The sequence below is a fragment of the Actinomadura sp. NPDC023710 genome, assembly GCF_040639875.1.
Lineage (GTDB): Bacteria > Actinomycetota > Actinomycetes > Streptosporangiales > Streptosporangiaceae > Spirillospora > Spirillospora citrea.
On the sequence record NZ_JBFAGB010000007.1, the window covers coordinates 118,165 to 138,022 of the forward strand.

Here is a 19,858-nt window from a genome sequence, read left to right on the forward strand (position 1 = left end):
GACTTGCTGACCGTCATGCGCGTCTACCTGCCGTCCACGCTCACGCTGCTCGCCGGCGTCCACGCCGCGCGCGAGATCGCTCCCGCGCCGCTCGCCGCCCACGCCGTCACGCCCGCGCTGCGCGAGTGGTACGCGGGCGGCGACCAGGAGGAGCTGGAGTACGCGGCGATGTCCGCCGCCGCCCGCGCCTCGCTGCGCCTGCTCGCCGCCGACCCGTCCGTCCCGCGCCGCCGGGTCGTGCTGGCCGCCGAGGTCCCCGACGACCAGGTCTCCTGGGCGCGCGGCGACATCGCCCTCGGCAACGGCGACCGCGCCCTCGTCCAGATCGCGGCCCCCGTCCCGTGGAAGCGGATCGCCTCCGGCCACGTCGACGACTCCGACGCCGTCCCCGACGTCGCCGCCGCCGCGCAGGCCCTCGCCGCCGCCGACGCCGGAGACGAGGACGCCCGCTTCACCGTGGACGGCGCCGAGGGCCACGAGCTCCTCTGGTACGCCACCCAGGAACTCGTCCACCTCCTCGACTAGCGGCCCGGGCGCGGGGTAGGTCCCTCGGCACGTCGACAATGCCGTCGGATCGCAGGGAGACGTCAGATGGACGCCGTCACCGCCGTGCCGGTTCCAGTGAACGAACCGGCCAGGACGTACGCGCCGGGAAGCGCCGAGCGGGCCGCGCTGGAAGCCAGGATCAAGGAGCTGGGCGGCGCGCAGACCGAGCTGACCATGGCGATCGGGGGCGAGCGGCGCATGGGCGCGGGCACGCCCGTCGACGTCGTGGAGCCGCACGACCACGGGCACGTGCTCGGCCGGATGGGCGAGGCGACCGAGGCGGACGTGACCGAGGCCATCGCCTCGGCGCGGGAGGCGGCGCCCGCCTGGCGGTCCATGTCCTTCGACGACCGCGCCGCGATCTTCCTGCGCGCCGCCGAGCTGCTCGCCGGGCCGTGGCGGTCCACGGTGAACGCCGCCACGATCCTCGGCCAGTCCAAGTCGGTGCAGCAGGCCGAGATCGACGCCGCCTGCGAGCTGATCGACTTCTGGCGGTTCAACGCCCGGTACGCGCAGCAGATCCACGAGCAGCAGCCGCTGTCGCCGCCGGGGGTGTGGAACAGGCTGGAGTACCGGCCGCTGGAGGGCTTCGTCCTCGCCATCACCCCGTTCAACTTCACCGCGATCGCCGGGAACCTGCCGACCTCGCCCGCCCTGATGGGCAACGTCGTGGTGTGGAAGCCGTCCCCGACGCAGCAGCTCGCCGCCCACCACACGATGCGCCTGCTGGAGGCCGCCGGCCTCCCGCCCGGCGTGATCAACATGGTCACCGGCAACGGCCGCGCCGTCTCCGCGGTGGCCCTGCGCCACCCCGAGCTCGCCGGCCTGCACTTCACCGGCTCGGCCGCCACGTTCCAGAACCTCTGGCGGACGATCGGCGAGAACATCTCCGGCTACCGGGGCTACCCGCGCATCGTCGGCGAGACCGGCGGCAAGGACTTCGTCGTCGCCCACCCGTCCGCCGACCCGGCCGTCCTGAAGACGGCGCTCGTCCGCGGGGCCTTCGAGTACCAGGGCCAGAAGTGCTCCGCCGCGTCCCGCGCCTACATCCCGCGCTCTCTCTGGACCGCCATGCGCGACGAGTTCTGCGCCGAAGTGGACGCCCTCACCGTGGGCGACGTCGCCGAGGACCTGTCGGCCTTCATGGGCGCCGTGATCGACGAACGGGCCTTCGCCAAGCACCGCCGAGCCATCGACCGCGCCCGCGGGACCGACGGCGTGCGCATCCTCGCCGGCGGCGAGCTGGACGACTCGCGCGGCTACTTCGTCCGCCCCACGGTCCTGGAGTCGTCCGACCCGACCGACGAGATCTTCACCACCGAGTACTTCGGCCCGATCCTCGGCGTCCACGTCTACGAGGACGCCGACTACGCCGGCGTCCTCACCCAGATGGAGGGCGTCTCGGACTACGGCCTGACCGGCGCGGTCGTCGCCGACGACCGCGCCGCCATCGCCGAGGCCACCGAGCGGCTCCGCTTCGCCGCCGGGAACTTCTACATCAACGACAAGCCGACCGGCTCGATCGTCGGCCAGCAGCCGTTCGGCGGCGCCCGCGCGTCCGGCACCAACGACAAGGCCGGTTCGATCTTCAACCTCACCCGCTGGACGAGCGCCCGCTCCATCAAGGAGACCTTCGTCCCGCCGACCGACCACCGCTACCCGCACATGGGCTGAGGCCCCCGCCGGGTCGTTCCGGGGGCCGACCGCCAGATCCCCGGGCACCCTTCACCATCGGTCGAAGGGGTGGGAGGCTTGACGATAGGCTCGCCTCGCCGTCCGGTGGACGGCGCCCGAGCACACCCCCTGGAGCCGTCATGGGAACGGGATGTCGACGCTGAACCGTCTCGTGCTGTGGAACATCGACCACACCCTGGTCGACGTCGGACGGATCACTCGGGACGCCTATGCCGAGGCGTTCCAGCGGACCATCGGGCGTCCGCTCGTGCGCCTGCCGCCCACCCCCGGCCGCACCGAATCCGAGATCATCTTCGAGACCCTCGCGTTCAACGACGTCGTCACCACCGACGACCACCTCCCCGCCTTCTTCGACGCGCTGGCCGAGGCGTTCGCGAACCGCCGCGCCGACCTGCGCGCGCACGGCCGCGTCCTGGCCGGCGCCGGGGAGGCCGTCGAGGCGCTCGCCCACGTGCCCGGCGTCGTCCAGTCGGTGCTGACGGGATCGCTCCAGCCGAACGCGGTGCTGAAGGTGACCGAGCTCGGTCTCGCCGCCCGCCTGGACCTGGAGGCCGGCGGCTACGAGAACGGCGTCTACAGCAAGGCCGCCCTCCTGGAAGTCGCCCGCGCCCGAGCCGGCGAGCGCCACGGCGCCCGCTACCCCGAGTCCGCGACCGTCTACGTCGCCGACTCGCCCCGCGACGTCCAGGCCGCGCACATCGCCGGCTCGCCGATCATCGCCGTCGCCACGGGGAGCGCCACCGAGGCCGAGCTCCGCTCGGCCGGCGCGGACAGGGTCCTGGCGACGCTCGCGGACACGCACGCCGTGGTGAGCGCGGTCGCCGACCTGACCCGCATGTGAGCCGAGCCCGCATCTGAGACAAGGTTGTCACCTTGGAAAGGCGGCGCCGCCCGCACACTGTCGATAACTTTGAGTAATCACTTGACGTCAAGGAGTGATTACCGTGCCGTGTCGTGCCGTCGCCCTCTCCGCCATCCTCGCCGCGGCCCTCGGCGCCGCGGCGTTCCTCCTCACCACACCCCCGGCCGATCCCGTCCGAGCCTCCGCGGAACGCGCCGGAGAGATGTTCGTGTGCGAGCAGGTGGAGTCGCGATATCCCCAGGTCTTCGGCCGGAACTGCAACCCCGGCCGATGGGGGCCGCTCTCGGACTTCACCGTCATCGACCGCCGCAACGACAACACCTACCACTGCCGGACCGGCTGGGCCGAGGGTTCGCTCTGGGCCAACGGCCAGGACTGCCGGCCCCAGCGGGGCTGATCCTTCCGGCAGGGCGCGTCCTCGGTGCGGCGGCCGACACAACGCCGCGCCTGGCGGTGTGCCCTCGCCACGCTGCCCGTTCTTCCGGAGGTGTGGGGCCGGGGGATGTCCGGGGCCGATTCTGTGTGGGGGCGCGGGGTTGTCCGAGGACGGGTTTTGACCTGCGATAGGACCGGTTTCGGGGCTTGGCGGCGGGCGTGCCGGGCAAGTTGCGCGGTGTGCCGGGCGGGGCCGATGCTGGGATGGCCGCGCGGCGTGGCGCGGCGGGGAGGGAGAGAGATGGCCCGGGAGGTATCCGAGGGTTCGGCGCTGTGGGAGCCGTCGGAGGAGGTGGTCGCGAACGCGCGGGTGACGCGGTTCGCCCACTGGCTGGGGGACCGGGGCGTCCTCAAGGAGTCCTACGACGAACTCTGGCAGTGGTCGGTCACGGAGGTCGACGCGTTCTGGGACGCGATCTGGTCGTACTTCGAGGTCGTCGGCGAGCGCGGTGACGGGCCCGTCCGGACGGGCGGACCCATGCCGGTCGACGGGCTGAAGTGGTTCCCGGGCGCGACCCTCAACTACGCGGCGAACGCGCTGCGCCGGGCACGGGAGACGCCCGAGGAGACGGCGGTCGTCTTCCGGTCGGAGGCGGGCGGGCACCGGCTGCTGTCGTACCGGGAGCTGGCGATGCACGTCGCGGAGGTGCGCGCGGGCCTGGCCGAGCTGGGCGTGGGCAAGGGCGACCGGGTCGCCGCCTACATCCCGAACATCCCCGAGGCGTTGATCTGCTTCCTGGCCACGGCGTCGCTGGGGGCGGTCTGGTCGTCGTGCTCCCCCGACTTCGGGTCCTCCTCGGTGATCGACCGGTTCGCGCAGATCGAGCCGAAGGTCCTGATCGCCGTGGACGGCTACGCCTACAACGGCAAGAGCTTCGACCGCCGCGGGGTCGTCGCGGAGATCGAGGCCGCGCTGCCGACCCTCGCCGCCACCGTGCTCGTCCCGTACCTGGACCCGGCCGCGACGCCGGAGGGCCTGCGCGTCGGCATGCACTACGGCGCGCTGCCCCGCGCGGGCCACGACACCCTGGAGTTCGAGGACGTCCCGTTCGACCATCCGCTGTGGGTCGTGTACTCGTCCGGGACGACCGGGTTGCCGAAGCCGCTCGTCCACGGTCACGGCGGCGTGGTCCTGGAGCACCTCAAGGCGCTGTCCTTCCACCAGGACCTCGGGCCTGAGGACGTGTTCTTCTGGTACACCACCACCGGCTGGATGATGTGGAACTACCTCATCGGCGGTCTGCTGGTGGGGTCCACCATCGTCATGTACGACGGCGCCCCCCTCGACCTGTGGTCGCTCGCCGCCGAGAACGGCGTCACCTACATGGGGGTCGGGGCGCCCTACATCTCCGCCTCGGCGAAGGAGGGGCGCCGCCCCGGCGAGGAGTTCGACCTGTCCGGCCTGCGCGGCATCGGCTCCACCGGCTCGCCGCTCCCGCCCGAGGGCTTCGCCTGGGTGTACGAGGCGGTCGGCCGCGACCTGCTGCTCGGCTCGTTCTCCGGCGGAACCGACCTGTGCACCGGCTTCGTCGGCCCCTCGCCGCTCCTGCCGCTGCGCGCCGGCGTCATCCAGTGCCGCGGCCTCGGCGCCAAGGTGGAGGCGTTCGGCGAGGACGGCAAGCCGGTGATCGACGAGGTCGGGGAGCTGGTCATCACCGAGCCCATGCCGTCCATGCCCGTCTTCTTCTGGAAGGACGAGGGCGGCGGGCGCTACCGCGACTCCTACTTCGACATGTACCCGGGCGTGTGGCGGCACGGTGACTGGATCAAGGTCCTGCCGGACGGCGGGTGCGTGATCTACGGCCGGTCCGACTCCACCCTCAACCGCGGCGGCGTCCGCATGGGCACCTCCGACTTCTACCGCGTCGTCGAGGCGTTCGAGGAGATCAGCGACAGCCTCGTCATCGACACCGGGCGGCTCGGCCAGGAGGGCCGACTGCTCCTGTACGTCCAGCTCGCGGAGGGCGCGTCGCTCACCGACGAGCTGGCTGCGGACCTGCGCAGGCGGATCCGGGCCGCGCTGTCGCCCCGGCACGTCCCGGACGAGATCACCGCCGTGCCCGGCATCCCGCGCACGCTGTCCGGCAAGAAGCTGGAGGTCCCCGTCCGCAAGATCCTCCAGGGCACCCCGGTCGACCAGGCCGCCAACCGCGACTCCATGGCCAATCCCGAGGTGCTCACCCACTTCACCCCCTAGCCGCGGCGTAGGCGAGGACGTCGCGGCGGCGGTACAGCCGCCGCACGCGGCCTCCTCCCAGCGGCTCCACCCGGGCGGGCTCCGGCCAGCCCGCGGGCGGGCGCCTGGCGTAGACGGTGACGCTCGTCTGCGCCAGGCCGAGGATGCGGGCTGCCTCCGCCAGGGTGACCAGATCGTCCGGCCCCTCCTCGGCGGGGCGCTCCTCCAGGGCGCGATACCAGGCCGTCCAGGCGGCCTCGTCCCAGTACAGGGCCTTGCCGGCGCGGTGCGCGACGTCGGGGTGGCCGTTGGACGCGCGGTCCGCCCAGAGCTGCTTGAGGCGGTGGCGGCTGAGGCCGTGGCGTTCCGCCAGCTCGTCGCGGGTGGCGAGGCCGGGCGGGACGCCCCGGCTCCGGCGCGCCGCGTACCAGCGGTCCCACTCGGCGGCGTCCCACGCGAGCTGGGAGCCGACCGTCCCCACCGGCTCGGGGTGGCCGTTGGCGGCGCGCTCGCGGTACCACTTCTCCAGGGTGCTGCGGCCGAGCCCGTGGTCGTCCATGAGTTCGGCGCGCGTGCGAACGCGGCGGCCGTCGAGTGTCGCCATGCGCTCAGTGTTCCGTGTGTGGCAGCGTTCCGCTTGTACGTCCCCGCTCTGGCGACGAGACTGCTTGGCCGGTGCCCCTGTCCACTGGGGAACACCACTTCCGTAGTGACAGCGGGCGCGCCCCCGGCGCTGGGGGAAGTAACGCCATTAGGGTGGTCTACGACCCAAAGCCGGCCCGCGGAGATGATCGTCCATATCGCTCCGAATGGTCGCGGGATCGGGTGAACTTGCCTCCGGTCTCGCGCGTCTCACAGTCGGAGGGGTGATCCGGGTCGGGGCCCGCTCGATTCGCCGATCAAGGAGAGGGACGGTTCCACGCATGGAGGTTGGGGCGCTGCGGTCCGGAGACCCGGACCGGCTGGGGACCTACGCCCTGATCGGCCGGGTGGGCGAGGGCGGCCAGGGCACGGTGTTCCTCGGCGTGGCCGAGGACGGCCGGCAGGTCGCGATCAAGCTGCTGCACGCCGAGCTGGCGTCCGACGACAAGGCGCTCGCCCGCTTCCTGCGCGAGCTGGAGGTCGCCAAGCAGGTGGCGCCGTTCTGCACGGCGCAGGTGATCGACGCCGACGCGACCGGCGACCGGCCCTACATCGTCAGCGAGTACGTGCCGGGCCCGTCGCTGAACCAGCAGGTGCTGGAGGACGGCCCGCTCGCCGGCGCCGCGCTCGACCGGCTCGCCGTCGGCACCGCCACGGCCCTCGCCGCGATCCACCAGGCCGACATCGTGCACCGCGACTTCAAGCCGCACAACGTGCTGATCGGCCCCGACGGCCCGCGCGTCATCGACTTCGGCGTCGCCCGCGCGCTCAGCGGCGGCACCACCCTGACCAGCCGGGTGATCGGCACCCCGTCCTACATGGCGCCCGAGCAGATCAGCGGCGACGAGGTCGGGACGCCCGCGGACGTCTTCTGCTGGGCGGCGACGCTGGCGTTCGCCGCGACCGGGGAGCCGCCCTTCGGGCAGGACACCATCCCCGCCGTGATCAACCGGATCCTGCACGAGGAGCCGGAGCTCGGCGACCTCGACGGGCCGCTGCGCGACCTGGTGCTCGACTGCCTGGAGAAGGACCCGTCCCACCGTCCGGGCGCCCGGCAGGTGCTGATGCGGCTGCTCGGGCACGAGGAGGCCGCGGTGCGCCCGGCCGCCCGCCCGTCCGGCGACACCGACGAGACCGCGATGCTGGCCGCCGGGTCCGTCCTCGCGGCCGAGGGCGGCGACGAGGACGAGGCGTTCGAGCCCGCCGCCGCGTTCGCCGACGACTCCCTCCCCGCCGAGAGCCCGATCTTCGACGACGCCTCCTTCGACGACGCCTCCTTCGCCGCCCCGGCGGAGGCCGCCGCCGTCCCGGACGCGTACGAGGCCGGCCCGCTGGGCACGCCCGGCGCATGGGCCGCCGACGAAACCCTGCCCGGCGCCGGCGGGAAGGGCGGCGGTCTGCGGCGCTCGCTCGCCGGCTCGGGACGCTCCGCCGTGCTCGCCGGGGCCGCCGCCCTGGTCGTCGCGGTCATCGTGGTCTCCTCCGTCCTGCTGCTCGGCTCCGGCGACAGCGGCAAGGCGGGCCGCAAGGTCAGCGACCCGAGCGCGCCGCCCGCCTCGACCGACGTCGTGCCCACCACCGCGGCGCCGACGAGCCGCCGGCCCGTGGAGGAGGAGCCGCCGACGTCCTACGAGCCGACGCCCACCGGCAGCCCCACACCGACCGGTAGCCCCACGCCGACCGGGTCCCCGACCCCGTCCGACTCGCCGACCGGCCCGGTTCCGAGCGACACCCCCACCGGCCCGGGCGAACCGTCCACCGGCCCCAGCGACCCGCCGACCGAGAGCCCCACGCCGACCGACCCTGGAGACGGCGGTACCGGCACCGGGACGGGCACCGGCGGGCAGGCCGCGGGCTGACACCCCGGCAGCACCGATTTTCATGATCACCCCGAGCCGCCCCGGGCGCCCTGGCAGGGTGGGGTAGGCCACGTCGGCCATCCACGCGACCAGGTCGGCTTTGGGGCGATTCCTGGTTACGCTCGTGCAGTGAGCGGCGCCACAACGAGGTGGCGATGGGTCTCTAGGGGAGATAGTCGATGAGCGGCATGCTCGATCAAGCGAAGGACGACCTGCTCCGGCGGGCCGCCGAGACGTGCGCGCGGCGTCCGGACGCGCGCGGGGACGTGGAGGAGGTTCTCGCCTACCTCCGCCTCTACTACCGCCAGGTCGCACGCGAGGACCTGCTGGAGCGGGACCCGGCCGACATCTGCGGGCGCGCGATGGCGCACCGCGCGCTCGGCGAGGAGCGGCCGCAGGGACGCGCGAAGGTGCGCGTCTTCACGCCGACGCTGGAGGAGGACGGCTGGAACCCCGGCTGCACCGTCGTCCAGGTCGTCACGGACGACATGCCGTTCCTGGTCGACTCGGTGACGATGGAGCTGAGCCGGCACCAGCTCGCGACCCAGCTGATCGTCCACCCGCTGCTGGGCGTGGACCGCGACGTCGCGGGCCACCTCAGGGCGTTCCGCGGCAAGCACGACAGCGACATCGACGTCGACGAGTCGTGGATGCACATCGAGGTCGACCGCACCACCGACCAGGCCGTCCTGGACGTGCTGGAGAAGGACCTGATCCGCGTCCTGCACGACGTGCGGGTCGCCGTCGAGGACGAGCCCAAGATGCGCGCCCGCGCCCACGAGATCGCGACCGCGATCCAGGAGATCCCGCCGCCGCTGTCCGACAAGGAGCTCGGCGAAGGCGTCGAGCTGCTCGACTGGCTGGCCGACGGGCACTTCACGTTCCTCGGCTACCGCGACTACACGCTCAACGACGGCGGCACGGCGCTTCGCCCCGAGCCCGGCTCGGGCCTCGGCGTCCTGCGCAACGACAAGCGCGAGTCCGCGGGCTTCGCCGCGCTGCCGCCGGAGGTCCGCGAGAAGGCGACGGAGAAGAGCCTGCTCGTCCTCACCAAGGCGAACTCGCGTTCCACCGTCCACCGCCCCCTGTACCTGGACTACATCGGGGTGAAGAAGTTCGACGAGGCCGGCGAGGTGATCGGGGAGCGCCGCTTCCTCGGCCTGTTCACGCACGTCGCCTACAGCGAGTCGATCCGGCACGTCCCCGTCCTGCGGCCCAAGCTCGACGAGGTGCTGGAGCGCGCCGGCTTCACCCCCGACAGCTACGACGGCCAGGACCTCATCGAGATCCTGGAGAGCTACCCGCGCGACGAGCTGTTCCAGATCTCGGTGGACGACCTGCTGAAGATCTCCCTCGGCGTGCTGCGGCTGCGCGAGCGCCGCCAGCTGAAGCTGTTCCTGCGCAAGGACCTGTACGGCCGCTTCATGTCCTGCATGGTCTACCTGCCGCGCGACCGCTACACCACCAAGGTCCGGCTGCGCATCCAGGACCTGCTCAAGGAGGCGTTCGAGGGCGTCAGCGTCGACTACAGCGCGAACGTGACCGAGTCGAACCTGGCCCGGCTGCACGTCGTGGTCCGCGGCGAGCGCGGCCGCCCGCTGCCGGACGTGAACGTGGCGGCGCTGGAGGAGAGCCTCGCCGACGCCACCCGCTCCTGGGAGGACGACCTCGCCGACGCGATCGTCCAGCAGTGCGGGGAGGAGCGTTCCGGAACGCTCGGCCGCTCGTACGGCGAGGCGTTCCCCGAGGGCTACAAGGCCGACTTCCCGGCCCGCACCGCCGTCGCCGACCTGCGCCGCCTCGACGCGCTCGACGAGGCGGTCGACACCTCGATCGACCTGTACGAGCCGGTCGGCGCCGGGCCCGGCGAGCGGCGGCTGAAGATCTACCGGCTGGGCGAGCCGATCTCGCTGTCGCGGGTGCTGCCGCTGCTGCAGAACATGGGCGTCGAGGTGATCGACGAGCGCCCGTACGAGATCAACACCTCCGACGGCCGCCGGTTCTGGATCTACGACCTCGGGCTGCGGTACGTGCCGCCCGCCGACGTCCCGGAAGACGCCGTCAAGGACCTGTTCCAGGACGCGTTCACGGTGCTGTGGCGCGGCGACATCGAGAACGACGGCTTCAACGCGCTCGTCCTGCACGTCGGCCTGACCTGGTGGCAGGCGATGGTCCTGCGGGCCTACGCCCTGTACCTGCGGCAGGCGGGCGCCGCGTTCTCCAAGCGCTACTTCGAGGAGGTGCTGCTGCGCAACGCCTCCATCACCCGGCTGATCATCCGGCTGTGGGAGAGCAGGCTCGACCCGACGCTGCAGGGCGGCGAGGAGGAGCGCAGCGACGGCATCACCGAGGAGATCCGCGGCAAGCTGGACGACGTCGCGAGCCTCGACGAGGACCGCATCCTGCGCTCCTACCTGGCCCTCGTCCAGGCGACCCTGCGCACGAACCACTACCAGAACAAGCCGTACCTGGCGATGAAGTTCGACCCCGCGGGCATCCCGGACCTGCCCCAGCCCCGCCCCACGTACGAGATCTTCGTGTACTCGCCGAAGGTCGAGGGCGTGCACCTGCGGTTCGGGTCGGTCGCGCGCGGCGGGCTGCGCTGGTCGGACCGGCGCGAGGACTTCCGCACCGAGATCCTCGGCCTGGCCAAGGCGCAGGCGGTGAAGAACACCGTCATCGTCCCGGCGGGCGCCAAGGGCGGCTTCGTCGGCAAGCAGCTGCCCGACCCGTCCGTGGACCGGGAGGCGTGGCAGAAGGCCGGCATCGACTGCTACAAGGACTTCATCTCCGGCCTGCTCGACCTCACCGACAACCTCGTGGACGGCAAGGTCGTCCCGCCGCCGAACGTCGTCCGCCACGACGGCGAGGACACCTACATGGTCGTCGCCGCCGACAAGGGCACCGCGACGTTCTCCGACATCGCCAACGGCGTCGCCGCCGACTACGGGTACTGGCTCGGCGACGCGTTCGCCTCGGGCGGCTCGGTCGGCTACGACCACAAGGGGATGGGCATCACCGCCCGCGGCGCCTGGGAGTCGGTGAAGTACCACTTCCGGGCCCTCGGCAAGGACATCCAGAACGAGGACTTCACCGTCGTCGGCATCGGCGACATGTCCGGGGACGTGTTCGGCAACGGGATGCTGCTGTCGGAGCACATCCGCCTGGTCGCCGCGTTCGACCACCGGCACATCTTCCTCGACCCCGACCCGGACGCCGCCGCCTCGTTCGCCGAGCGCCGGCGCCTGTTCGAGCTGCCGCGCAGCAGCTGGGCCGACTACGACACCTCCCTGATCTCCAAGGGCGGCGGCGTGTTCCCCCGCACCCTCAAGTCGATCCAGATCACCCCGCAGGTGCGGGCGATGCTCGGGCTCGGCGACGGGGTGAAGACCCTTCCCCCCTTCGAGCTGATCCGGGCCATCCTGCGGGCGCCGGTCGACCTCCTGTGGAACGGCGGCATCGGCACCTACGTCAAGTCGTCCGCCGAGAACAACGCCGATGTCGGCGACAAGGCCAACGACCCCGTCCGGGTGGACGGCGCCGAACTGCACTGCAAGGTCGTCGGCGAGGGCGGCAACCTCGGCGTGACCCAGCTCGGCCGCATCGAGTTCGCGCGCGGCGGCGGCCTGATCAACACCGACTTCATCGACAACTCCGCGGGCGTCGACACCTCCGACCACGAGGTCAACATCAAGATCCTGCTCGACCAGGCCGTGCGGGACGGCGAGCTGGCCGGCAAGCAGCGCGACGGCCTGCTCTACGAGATGACCGACGAGGTGGGACGGCTCGTCCTGCGCGACAACTACGCGCAGAACGTGGTGCTCGCCGCGGCCCGCGCGCAGGCGCCCGCGATGCTGCACGTCCACGCCCGGTACATGCGCAAGCTGGAGCGCGACGGCCGCCTGAAGCGGCGCCTGGAGGCGCTGCCGGACGACAAGGCCCTCGCCGAGCGGCGCCAGTCGGGGCACGGGCTGACCAGCCCCGAGTTCTCGGTGCTGCTCGCCTACGCCAAGCTCGCCCTGGACGCCGACCTCGTCGCCTCCGACCTCGCCGACGACCCCTACCTGGAGTCGTGGCTGGTCGACTACTTCCCGACGCCGCTGCGCGAGCGGTTCCGCCCCCACATGGACCGGCACCCGCTGCGCCGCGAGATCATCACGACCGCCGTGGTGAACGACGTGGTCAACGCGAGCGGCTCCACGTTCGTGTTCCGCATGAACGAGGAGACGGGCGCCTCCTCGTCCGACATCGCCCGCGCCTACCTCGTCGCCCGCGACGTGTTCCAGATGCCGCGGTTCTGGCGGTCGGTGGAGAGCCTGTCGCACCACGTCGAGGAGACGACGCAGGTCGCGATGCTGCTGGAGGCCCGCAAGCTCACCGAGCGCGGCGCCCGCTGGCTGCTGCACAACCGGCGGCCCCCGTTCGACATCCAGGAGACGATCGACTTCTTCTGCGGCGGCGCGGCCACCCTGAGCGCGCACCTGTCGAAGCTGCTGGTCGGGCTGGACCTCGCCGCCTTCGAGCAGCGCCGTGACGGCTTCGCCGAACTGGGCGTCCCGGACGAGCTGGCCGAGCAGTGCGCCACGTTCGTCCCCGCCTACTCCACCTTCGACGTGGTCGGCATCGCGCACGACACGGAACGTCCGGTGGAGGAGGTCGCCGAGATCTACTTCGACCTCGCGGACCGGCTCCAGCTGTCCCGCCTGCGCGAGCGCATCATCGCGCTCCCGCGCGACGACAAGTGGCGCTCGATGGCCCGCTCCGCCCTCCGCGACGACCTGTACGCCGCGCACTCCGCCCTCACCCGCGACGTCCTCGTCACCAGCGAGCCGGGCGGCAACCCCGAGGAGCGGATGATCCACTGGGCGGACAAGAACAAGCCGGCCGTCCAGCGCGCCCAGCAGACGCTGAGCGAGATCTGGGAGAGCGACAGCTTCGACCTGGCAACCCTGTCGGTCGCCCTGGGCGCCATCCGCACCCTGGTGACCTCCAGCAGCCTGCCCGCTGAGTAGATTGCTTTTTTCTCCTCCTTCGGGCCTGGCGGCCCTCCATCGTCGATAAAAGCGGGCGATCGCTGGCATCGCTTCGACTCGCCTAGCGGCTCGCTGCGCGATCAGGTTCTCGCTTCGCTTGAACCTGCCTTCGGACGCGATCGCGACCACTGAGGTCGCCGCGTGGTTCACCCGGACCACGCGGCGGCCTCACGCGGTCGAAGTCAGCGAAACCGATTCGCCCCGCACGCGCCCTTTGCCGGAGACAGGTGCTAGCCGATGACAAGCCATTCCCAGGAGAGGTGCAGCGTCTCAGCGGCCTCACCATCACGCTTGGCGTACCCCTCCCGGTCGTAGGCGAGCTGAGGCGGCTTCCCCCGAAAGGTCGGCCAGTGGGCCGCACGCCATTCGGCCTGGGCGCCCGTCCTGACGGAAATCCAGCGCCCCACACCAGGCTGGGCCCCGCGATCGAGGTTCGAGCGAAGCGAGAATCTGATCGCGTAGCGAGCCGCTAGGCGAGCCGGAGCGATGCCAGCAAATCCAGGAACACAGACCCCGGCCACCGCAGAACCACCCAACAAGCTGGGGTCCCGCGATCGCGTCCGAAGGCAGATTCGAGCGAAGCAAGAATCTGATCGCGAAGCGAGCCGCAAGGCGAGCCGGAGCGATGCCAGCGATCGCCCGCTTTTATCGACGATGGAGGGCCGCCAGGCCCGAAGGAGGAGAAAAAAGCAAGAGACCATCGAGTGCCGGCCGGTTCCGCTGCAGCGGTCAGGAGGAGCGGGCCGGCCGGCACCCGACGGGGTTCAGGAGCCCTGGGCGGTGACGGCCTTGCGGTACATGCCGCTGATGGTGGCGCGGCCCTTGGGCGGGACGGTGGCCAGGTACTGCACGAGGACGGTGGTGTCCAGGCGCGTCCGGGCGGTGGTGGACGGGGCGAGTCCGATGAGGTCGCCGCTCACGGCCAGCCTGCCCCGCTGGGCCGACGAGTATGCCTCGTTCTGCTTCAGGACGTACCAGACGACGGCCCCGCGGTCCTTGGTGCGCAGCCCGTAGACCTTGTACTCGGCGGGGGAGAAGCGGGACGAGAGCGTGACGCCGCGCCCGGCGAGGGTCTTCTCGCCCGCCTTGAGCGCTTTGTAGGTCTCGCTGGTCTTCGCCCCGTCCGCCAGGAGGGACGCTCCGGAGGCGCGGGGCCCGTCCGTGAGCAGCGCCGCATGGGCCTTGGGGAGCTTCGCGGGGGCGACCGCGAGGTCCTTGACGTCGGGGGCGACCGGGGTGGCGTACCCCTGCGGGTCGAGCGCGACGCGGCCGAGGGCGAGTTCGGACGGGTACGGGTCGGAGGCCAGCAGCCACGGCGCGTTCTGCCCGGCCTGCGTGAACAGGAGCGCGTGCCGCAGGGCCTGCTTGCCCTTGCCGCTGACGGCGTCGGCCGCGAACCAGTGCGGGTAGCCGGTCAGGCGCGGGATGTAGAAGGTCGTGTGGGTGAAGGACACCTTGGGCGGGCGCTGACGGACGGCGCGGCGGAGCTTGAGCGCGGCGACGTCCATGGTGAGCTGCGGGTCGGTCTCGACCGTGCGCAGCGCCCTGCCGTTGAATCTGAACCCGGCCTGGTTCATGCCGGTGGCGAAGGACGCGAGTACCTGCTGTGCCTGCTCCTTGGTGAGGGCGGGCGCCCCCTGCGGCTTCCCCGGAGCCGCGGAGGAGGTGTTGTCGGAGCAACCGGTGCTCACGGCGGCGGCCATCAGGCCGGATAGAAGGATCGGAACGAGAGTGCGTGCGGCCATGAGGCCCCCCGAATGGCGACGTTGGTCCGGACCACCCGGCATCCTCGCAGAGTGATCATGTGATCACTCTGCGAACACGAAAGTCGGCGGGAAAAGGTGGGGGACCGCTCGGGGCGCGATCTCGGGTCAGGCGCTCTCCTGCTGGCGCAGCCAGCGGATCTCGGCCTCGATGAACTCGTCGATGTCGCCGTCCAGGACCCCGGAGGTGTTGCCGACCTCGACGCCGGTGCGCAGGTCCTTGACGATCTTGAACGGGTGCAGCACGTAGTTGCGGATCTGCGTACCCCAGCTCGTGGTGCCCTCGCCGCGCAGCTCGGAGAGCTCCTCCGCCTCCTCCTTGCGCTTGCGCTCCAGCAGCTTGGCCTGCAGGACGTTCATCGCCGTGGCCTTGTTCTGGAGCTGGCTGCGCTCGTTCTGGCAGGAGACGACGATGCCGCTCGGGATGTGGGTGATCCGCACGGCCGAGTCGGTCGTGTTGACGCCCTGGCCGCCGGGCCCCGACGAGCGGTACACGTCGATCCGCAGTTCGCTCTCGTCGATCTCGACGTGGTCGCTCTGCTCCACCACCGGCACGACGTCCAGGCCCGCGAACGACGTCTGCCGCCGGCCCTGGTTGTCGAACGGGGAGATCCGGATGAGCCGGTGGGTGCCGTGCTCGCCGCGCAGCGTCCCGTAGGCGTAGGGCGCCTTCACGGCGAACGTGGTCGACTTGATCCCGGCCTCTTCGGCGTAGGACGTGTCGTAGATCTCCGTCGGGTAGCCGTGCCGCTCGGCCCAGCGCAGGTACATCCGCTGGAGCTGCTGGGCCCAGTCGGCCGCGTCGACCCCGCCGGCCTGCGCGTTGATGGTGACCAGCGCCTCGCGGGCGTCGTAGGCGCCCGACATGAGGGTGCGCACCTCGAGCTGCTGGACGGCCTTGTGCAGCGCCGCCAGCTCCTCGTCGGCCTCCGTGCGCGTGTCGGCGTCGTCCATCTCCCGGGCCATCTCGTACAGCGTGGCGGCGTCGTCCAGCCGCTGCCGCAGGCCCTCGACCCGGTTCAGCTCGCTCTCCAGGTACGACAGGCGGCGCGTCACCGCCTGGGCGCGTTCCTGGTCGCTCCACAGGTCGGGGTCGGCCGACTGCTCGCGCAGTTCGGCGATGTCGCGGCGCATGGCGTCGAGGTCCAGCACCTGTTCGATGCTGGACAGGGTCGAGCCGAGCTCCTTGAGCTGTTCTTCGGGTTCGATGCCTGCCACGGTCCGAGCTTATCGCCGTCCCGGCACTGCTTATCGCCTCGTGGCGGGCGACCGGAGGTCCGGTCAATACCATGCGGATGGCAGAATCACGGGCCGAGGAGGTCGGCCGAGGGCGGCCGGCCCTGGATTCTGGGTCCGGGGGACGGGTCTTTGCACAGCTTCCTGCGGGTGGTCGCGGCCGGGGCGCTGCTCACCCTGCTCACCGCCGCGGGCTGCGCCGAGGGCAGGACGGAGGCGCGGCCGACCGTCACCATGCCCGAGACGTCCCCGCCCGCGCCGGTGGCGCTCACCCCGCAGGTCGCCGACCGGGCGTTCCGCTCCTACGTCACCGACGAGGACGTGGCCAGGGCCGCCGGCGACGAGCGCCTCGCGCTGACGTGGACGTCCGACGGCCAGTCCCAGCTGACCGCGGCGGAGTTCCGCAAGGCCGCCTACGACGGCGACCCGGTGCGGCGCTTCGTCTACGGCAAGCCCAAGGTGTACGTGCCGAAGCTGAAGGACGCCGCCTACCCGCAGTGGTTCGTGGTGTCGGTCGACCGCTCGGTCGTGGACCAGCCCAAGAGCAGGCGCAGGGCGCTGATGGGCTTCATCCTGCGCGGGCCGTCCGACCACTGGAAGCTCACGCTCGCGACCCTCCTGCAGGAGAAGGCCAAGGAGCCGGAGATCGCGGTCGATGCCGCCGGGTACGCGACCGCCATGAGCGCGGAGGACCCCTCCGTGCTGATCCGTCCCCGCGACGTCGGAGGGATCCAGGCGACGATCGCCGCCGAGGGACCGCGCAGCGTGGCCGCGAAGGTGATGCGGTCCAATCCCGTCACCACCGGCTTCTACCAGGAGGCCAAGCGCGCGAAGAAGAAGGCCAAGAAGAAGGACATCACCTACACCGCCGTCTACACCGCGACGCCGTTCCCCTACTTCGGGCTGCGGACCGAACACGGCGGCGGCCTGGTGATCTACTCGCTGTTCCGCAACACCTCGCTGATCGCCAAGGACCCCGGCACGCCGAAGCCGGAGATCCCGCAGGAGGCCGAGCACCTGCTCGACGGGACGGTGGAGGGCAACGAGGTCGACACCACGGCCACCCTGCACTTCGCCGCGTACGACCCGCCGAAGGGCAAGAAGGGCGCCGCGCGGCCGAAGGCGCACATGGTCGCCGACGACGGCGCCGTGACGAAGGCGGGCACGCCGCCGATCAAGAAGCCGTGACGCCCGTGGGGCGCCGGGCCCCGTCAGCCGTAGACGCGCTGCAGGACGAGCGCCGCGAACAGCAGCGCGACGAGGACCGCCAGGACGACGGCGGGCGGCACGGACGGGCCGTGGTCGTGCAGCTCCGAGCGGGCCTCCCGGCAGGTGGGGCAGCGTCCCTCCACCACCGGGTTCGAGCACCGAGCGCAGATGAGATGTTCGCAGCTCATGTCGTGGGCCCCAATCTTCGGCAACGGCATGTGGTCCGTACGGGAAGCGTCGGCCTGTCTGGTCGTTCGTCCACCTATTAGGTATCTTTCGCCAGCATCCAGCGTAGCCGGACTGTATGGTCGTTCCGGCAAGTCCGGGGGCTAGACGGTATAAAACGGCCGGACGTCGGGAGACGGTTCACATGGCACTGATCGGACGTCACGCACTGATCGGACGCGGTGCCGGCCCCGGACGCCCGTACCACTGCGAGTGGGACGAGGTGGTCGCCTCTCCCCTCTACACTGCTCGAAGGCTCCGCGTCCCACCTGGCCGTGAAGCCGGGCGGCGCAGGCAAGGGGCCACGGACGCTTCCGTGGCCGCGGGCCGGCCCGCTCCCCAACCCCTACAGCGAACCGCCGTGATGCAGCCGTGATCCATTTCGACAACGTCACCAAGGTCTACCCGAGCCAGAACCGGCCCGCCCTGCAGCATGTGAACGTCGCCATCGAGAAGGGCGAGTTCCTGTTCCTGGTGGGGCCGTCCGGCTCCGGTAAGTCGACCTTCCTGCGCCTCGTCCTGAAGGAGGAGCGTCCTTCCCAGGGTCACGTGCACGTGGCGGGCAAGGACCTGAGCAGGCTGAGCAACTGGAAGGTGCCGCACCTGCGCCGCAGGATCGGCTGCGTCTTCCAGGACTTCCGGCTCCTGCCCAACAAGAACGTCTTCGAGAACGTCGCGTTCGCCCTAGAGGTGATCGGCAAGCCGCGGCGCTTCATCGGCAAGGTCGTCCCCGAGGTCATCGACCTGGTCGGCCTGGAGGGCAAGGCCCACCGGATGCCGGACGAGCTGTCCGGCGGCGAGCAGCAGCGCGTCGCCATCGCGCGGGCCTTCGTCAACCGCCCGATGATCCTGCTCGCCGACGAGCCGACGGGGAACATCGACCCCGCGACCTCGATCGGCATCATGAAGGTGCTGGACCGCATCAACCGGACCGGTACGACCGTCGTCATGGCCACCCACGACGCCGCCATCGTCGACGCCTTCCGCAAGCGCGTCGTCGAGCTGGAGGACGGCCGCGTCGTCCGCGACCAGTCGCGCGGCGTGTACGGCCAGGCGTACTGACACGGGCGTACTGACACAGGCGTGCCGACACGGGCGCACTGACATCTGAACCATCGATTCCCGCCGGGTCGTAGGAAACCCAGAGGGGTGCCCGAAAGGAAGCCGCCCACGCCGCATCCCGCGGCCGCCCGGCTCCCGGCCCAGCAACGGCGATCAAGGACAGCGAGGCATGCGCGTACAGTTCGTTCTCCAGGAGATCTGGATCGGTCTCCGCAGGAACATGACGATGACGATCTCCCTCGTCATCACCGTCGCCATCGCCATGGCGCTCTTCGGCACCGGGCTGCTCCTGCGGCAGCAGGTCTCCGCGTCCAAGAGCTACTGGTACGACAAGATCGAGGTCTCGATCTTCCTGTGCGCGAAGACGAGCTCCAACCCCGTCTGCCAGAAGCAGGACGTCACCGACCAGCAGCGGCAGACGCTCAAGTCGCAGCTGGAGAAGATGCCGCAGGTCTCGCAGGTCCAGTACGAGAACAAGCAGCAGGCCTACACCCGCTTCAAGGACCGCTTCGCCGGCTCGCCCGGGTTCGTGGAGAGCACCCGCGAGGGCGACATCCCCGACTCGTTCCGGGTGAAGCTGAAGAACCCGGAGGAGTACAAGGCGGTCGCGCAGGCGATGCTCAACCAGCCCGGCGTCGACTCGGTCATCAACGAGCAGGAGATCCTGAAGCGGTTCTTCCGGATCCTGAACGGCCTGCAGGTCGCCGCGTTGACGATCGCCTTGATCCAGGTGATAGCGGCGGTGATGCTGGTCGGCAACACCGTCCGGCTGTCGGCGTTCAACCGGCGCCGGGAGACAGGGATCATGCGGTTGGTCGGGGCGTCCAACACCTATATCCAGCTGCCGTTCATCCTGGAGGGCGCGATCGCCGGGCTGATCGGCGGGTTGTTCGCGTCGGTGCTGCTGATCTTCAGTAAGAAACTCCTGGTCGACAGACTCGCGGGGGACGTCCAGCTCGTCAGCCAGCTCGGCTGGAGCGTGGTGATCCTCGTCATCATCGTGTCGATCTGCTTCGGCGTCCTGCTGTGCGCCGTCTCCTCGTTCCTGACCCTGCGCAGATACCTGCGAATCTGACGTGACGGCCGGATCCGGCCCAACCGCCGGATCCGGGCCG

The 19,858-nt window shown here is 71.0% G+C and carries 14 protein-coding genes; 10 read left to right on the plus strand and 4 right to left on the minus strand.

Going from position 1 to position 19,858, the window contains the following annotated elements; genetic code table 11:
* The first annotated feature begins 15 nt into the window (after positions 1-15).
* The 5 genes from AB0H37_RS10560 (at position 16) to AB0H37_RS10580 (ending at position 5,735) form a co-directional block, all read left to right on the plus strand.
* Positions 16-525 (plus strand): hypothetical protein, encoded by a 510-nt coding sequence (locus tag AB0H37_RS10560; protein WP_329098556.1) that lies wholly within the window; start codon positions 16-18, stop codon positions 523-525.
* Between the two features lie 66 nt (positions 526-591).
* Entirely contained in the window at positions 592-2,220 is a 1,629-nt protein-coding gene (gene pruA, locus AB0H37_RS10565; RefSeq protein ID WP_360612214.1) for an L-glutamate gamma-semialdehyde dehydrogenase, read from the plus strand.
* A 151-nt stretch (positions 2,221-2,371) separates the two neighbouring features.
* A complete protein-coding gene (locus AB0H37_RS10570) occupies positions 2,372-3,082 on the plus strand; it encodes a haloacid dehalogenase-like hydrolase (protein WP_360612215.1) in 711 nt (236 codons plus the stop codon).
* Positions 3,083-3,185: 103 nt separating this feature from the next.
* Entirely contained in the window at positions 3,186-3,500 is a 315-nt protein-coding gene (locus AB0H37_RS10575) for a hypothetical protein (RefSeq protein ID WP_329085835.1), read from the plus strand.
* Positions 3,501-3,779: 279 nt separating this feature from the next.
* Positions 3,780-5,735 (plus strand): acetoacetate--CoA ligase, encoded by a 1,956-nt coding sequence (locus AB0H37_RS10580; protein WP_360612216.1) that lies wholly within the window; start codon positions 3,780-3,782, stop codon positions 5,733-5,735.
* On the opposite strand, the gene AB0H37_RS10585 is transcribed toward AB0H37_RS10580, so the two are convergent.
* A complete protein-coding gene (locus AB0H37_RS10585) occupies positions 5,725-6,318 on the minus strand; it encodes a hypothetical protein (protein WP_329085839.1) in 594 nt (197 codons plus the stop codon). The two genes, AB0H37_RS10580 and AB0H37_RS10585, sit on opposite strands and share 11 nt — an antisense overlap.
* 319 nt (positions 6,319-6,637) lie before the next feature.
* Between AB0H37_RS10585 and AB0H37_RS10590 the strand changes: the two genes are divergently transcribed.
* Together AB0H37_RS10590 and AB0H37_RS10595 are read left to right on the plus strand one after the other, a co-directional pair.
* A complete protein-coding gene (locus AB0H37_RS10590; protein WP_329085842.1) occupies positions 6,638-8,215 on the plus strand; it encodes a serine/threonine-protein kinase in 1,578 nt (525 codons plus the stop codon).
* Positions 8,216-8,394: 179 nt separating this feature from the next.
* Positions 8,395-13,227, plus strand: a complete 4,833-nt coding sequence (locus AB0H37_RS10595) for an NAD-glutamate dehydrogenase (RefSeq protein WP_360612217.1) — start codon at positions 8,395-8,397, stop codon at positions 13,225-13,227.
* A 785-nt stretch (positions 13,228-14,012) separates the two neighbouring features.
* Here the strand turns inward: AB0H37_RS10595 and AB0H37_RS10600 are convergent.
* Together AB0H37_RS10600 and prfB are read right to left on the minus strand one after the other, a co-directional pair.
* The gene (locus tag AB0H37_RS10600; RefSeq protein ID WP_360612218.1) at positions 14,013-14,993 is read right to left on the minus strand and encodes a hypothetical protein; all 981 of its coding nucleotides are present in this window, start codon (positions 14,991-14,993) and stop codon (positions 14,013-14,015) included.
* 126 nt (positions 14,994-15,119) lie between these two features.
* A complete protein-coding gene (gene prfB, locus AB0H37_RS10605; RefSeq protein ID WP_179837427.1) occupies positions 15,120-16,229 on the minus strand; it encodes a peptide chain release factor 2 in 1,110 nt (369 codons plus the stop codon).
* Positions 16,230-16,379: 150 nt separating this feature from the next.
* Between prfB and AB0H37_RS10610 the strand changes: the two genes are divergently transcribed.
* On the plus strand, positions 16,380-17,435 hold the full coding sequence (locus AB0H37_RS10610; RefSeq protein ID WP_360612219.1) for a hypothetical protein: 1,056 nt from the start codon (positions 16,380-16,382) through the stop codon (positions 17,433-17,435).
* A 23-nt stretch (positions 17,436-17,458) separates the two neighbouring features.
* Here the strand turns inward: AB0H37_RS10610 and AB0H37_RS10615 are convergent, their stop codons facing one another.
* Positions 17,459-17,644: a hypothetical protein gene (locus tag AB0H37_RS10615; RefSeq protein ID WP_089315961.1), complete on the minus strand. Its 186-nt coding sequence runs from the start codon at positions 17,642-17,644 to the stop codon at positions 17,459-17,461.
* Between the two features lie 409 nt (positions 17,645-18,053).
* On the opposite strand from AB0H37_RS10615, the gene ftsE reads away from it, so the two are divergent.
* Positions 18,054-18,743, plus strand: a complete 690-nt coding sequence (gene ftsE, locus AB0H37_RS10620; RefSeq protein ID WP_067453578.1) for a cell division ATP-binding protein FtsE — start codon at positions 18,054-18,056, stop codon at positions 18,741-18,743.
* Between the two features lie 169 nt (positions 18,744-18,912).
* Complete coding sequence (gene ftsX, locus AB0H37_RS10625) at positions 18,913-19,818, plus strand: permease-like cell division protein FtsX (RefSeq protein WP_179837425.1); 906 nt, start codon at positions 18,913-18,915, stop codon at positions 19,816-19,818.
* Positions 19,819-19,858 lie beyond the last annotated feature (40 nt).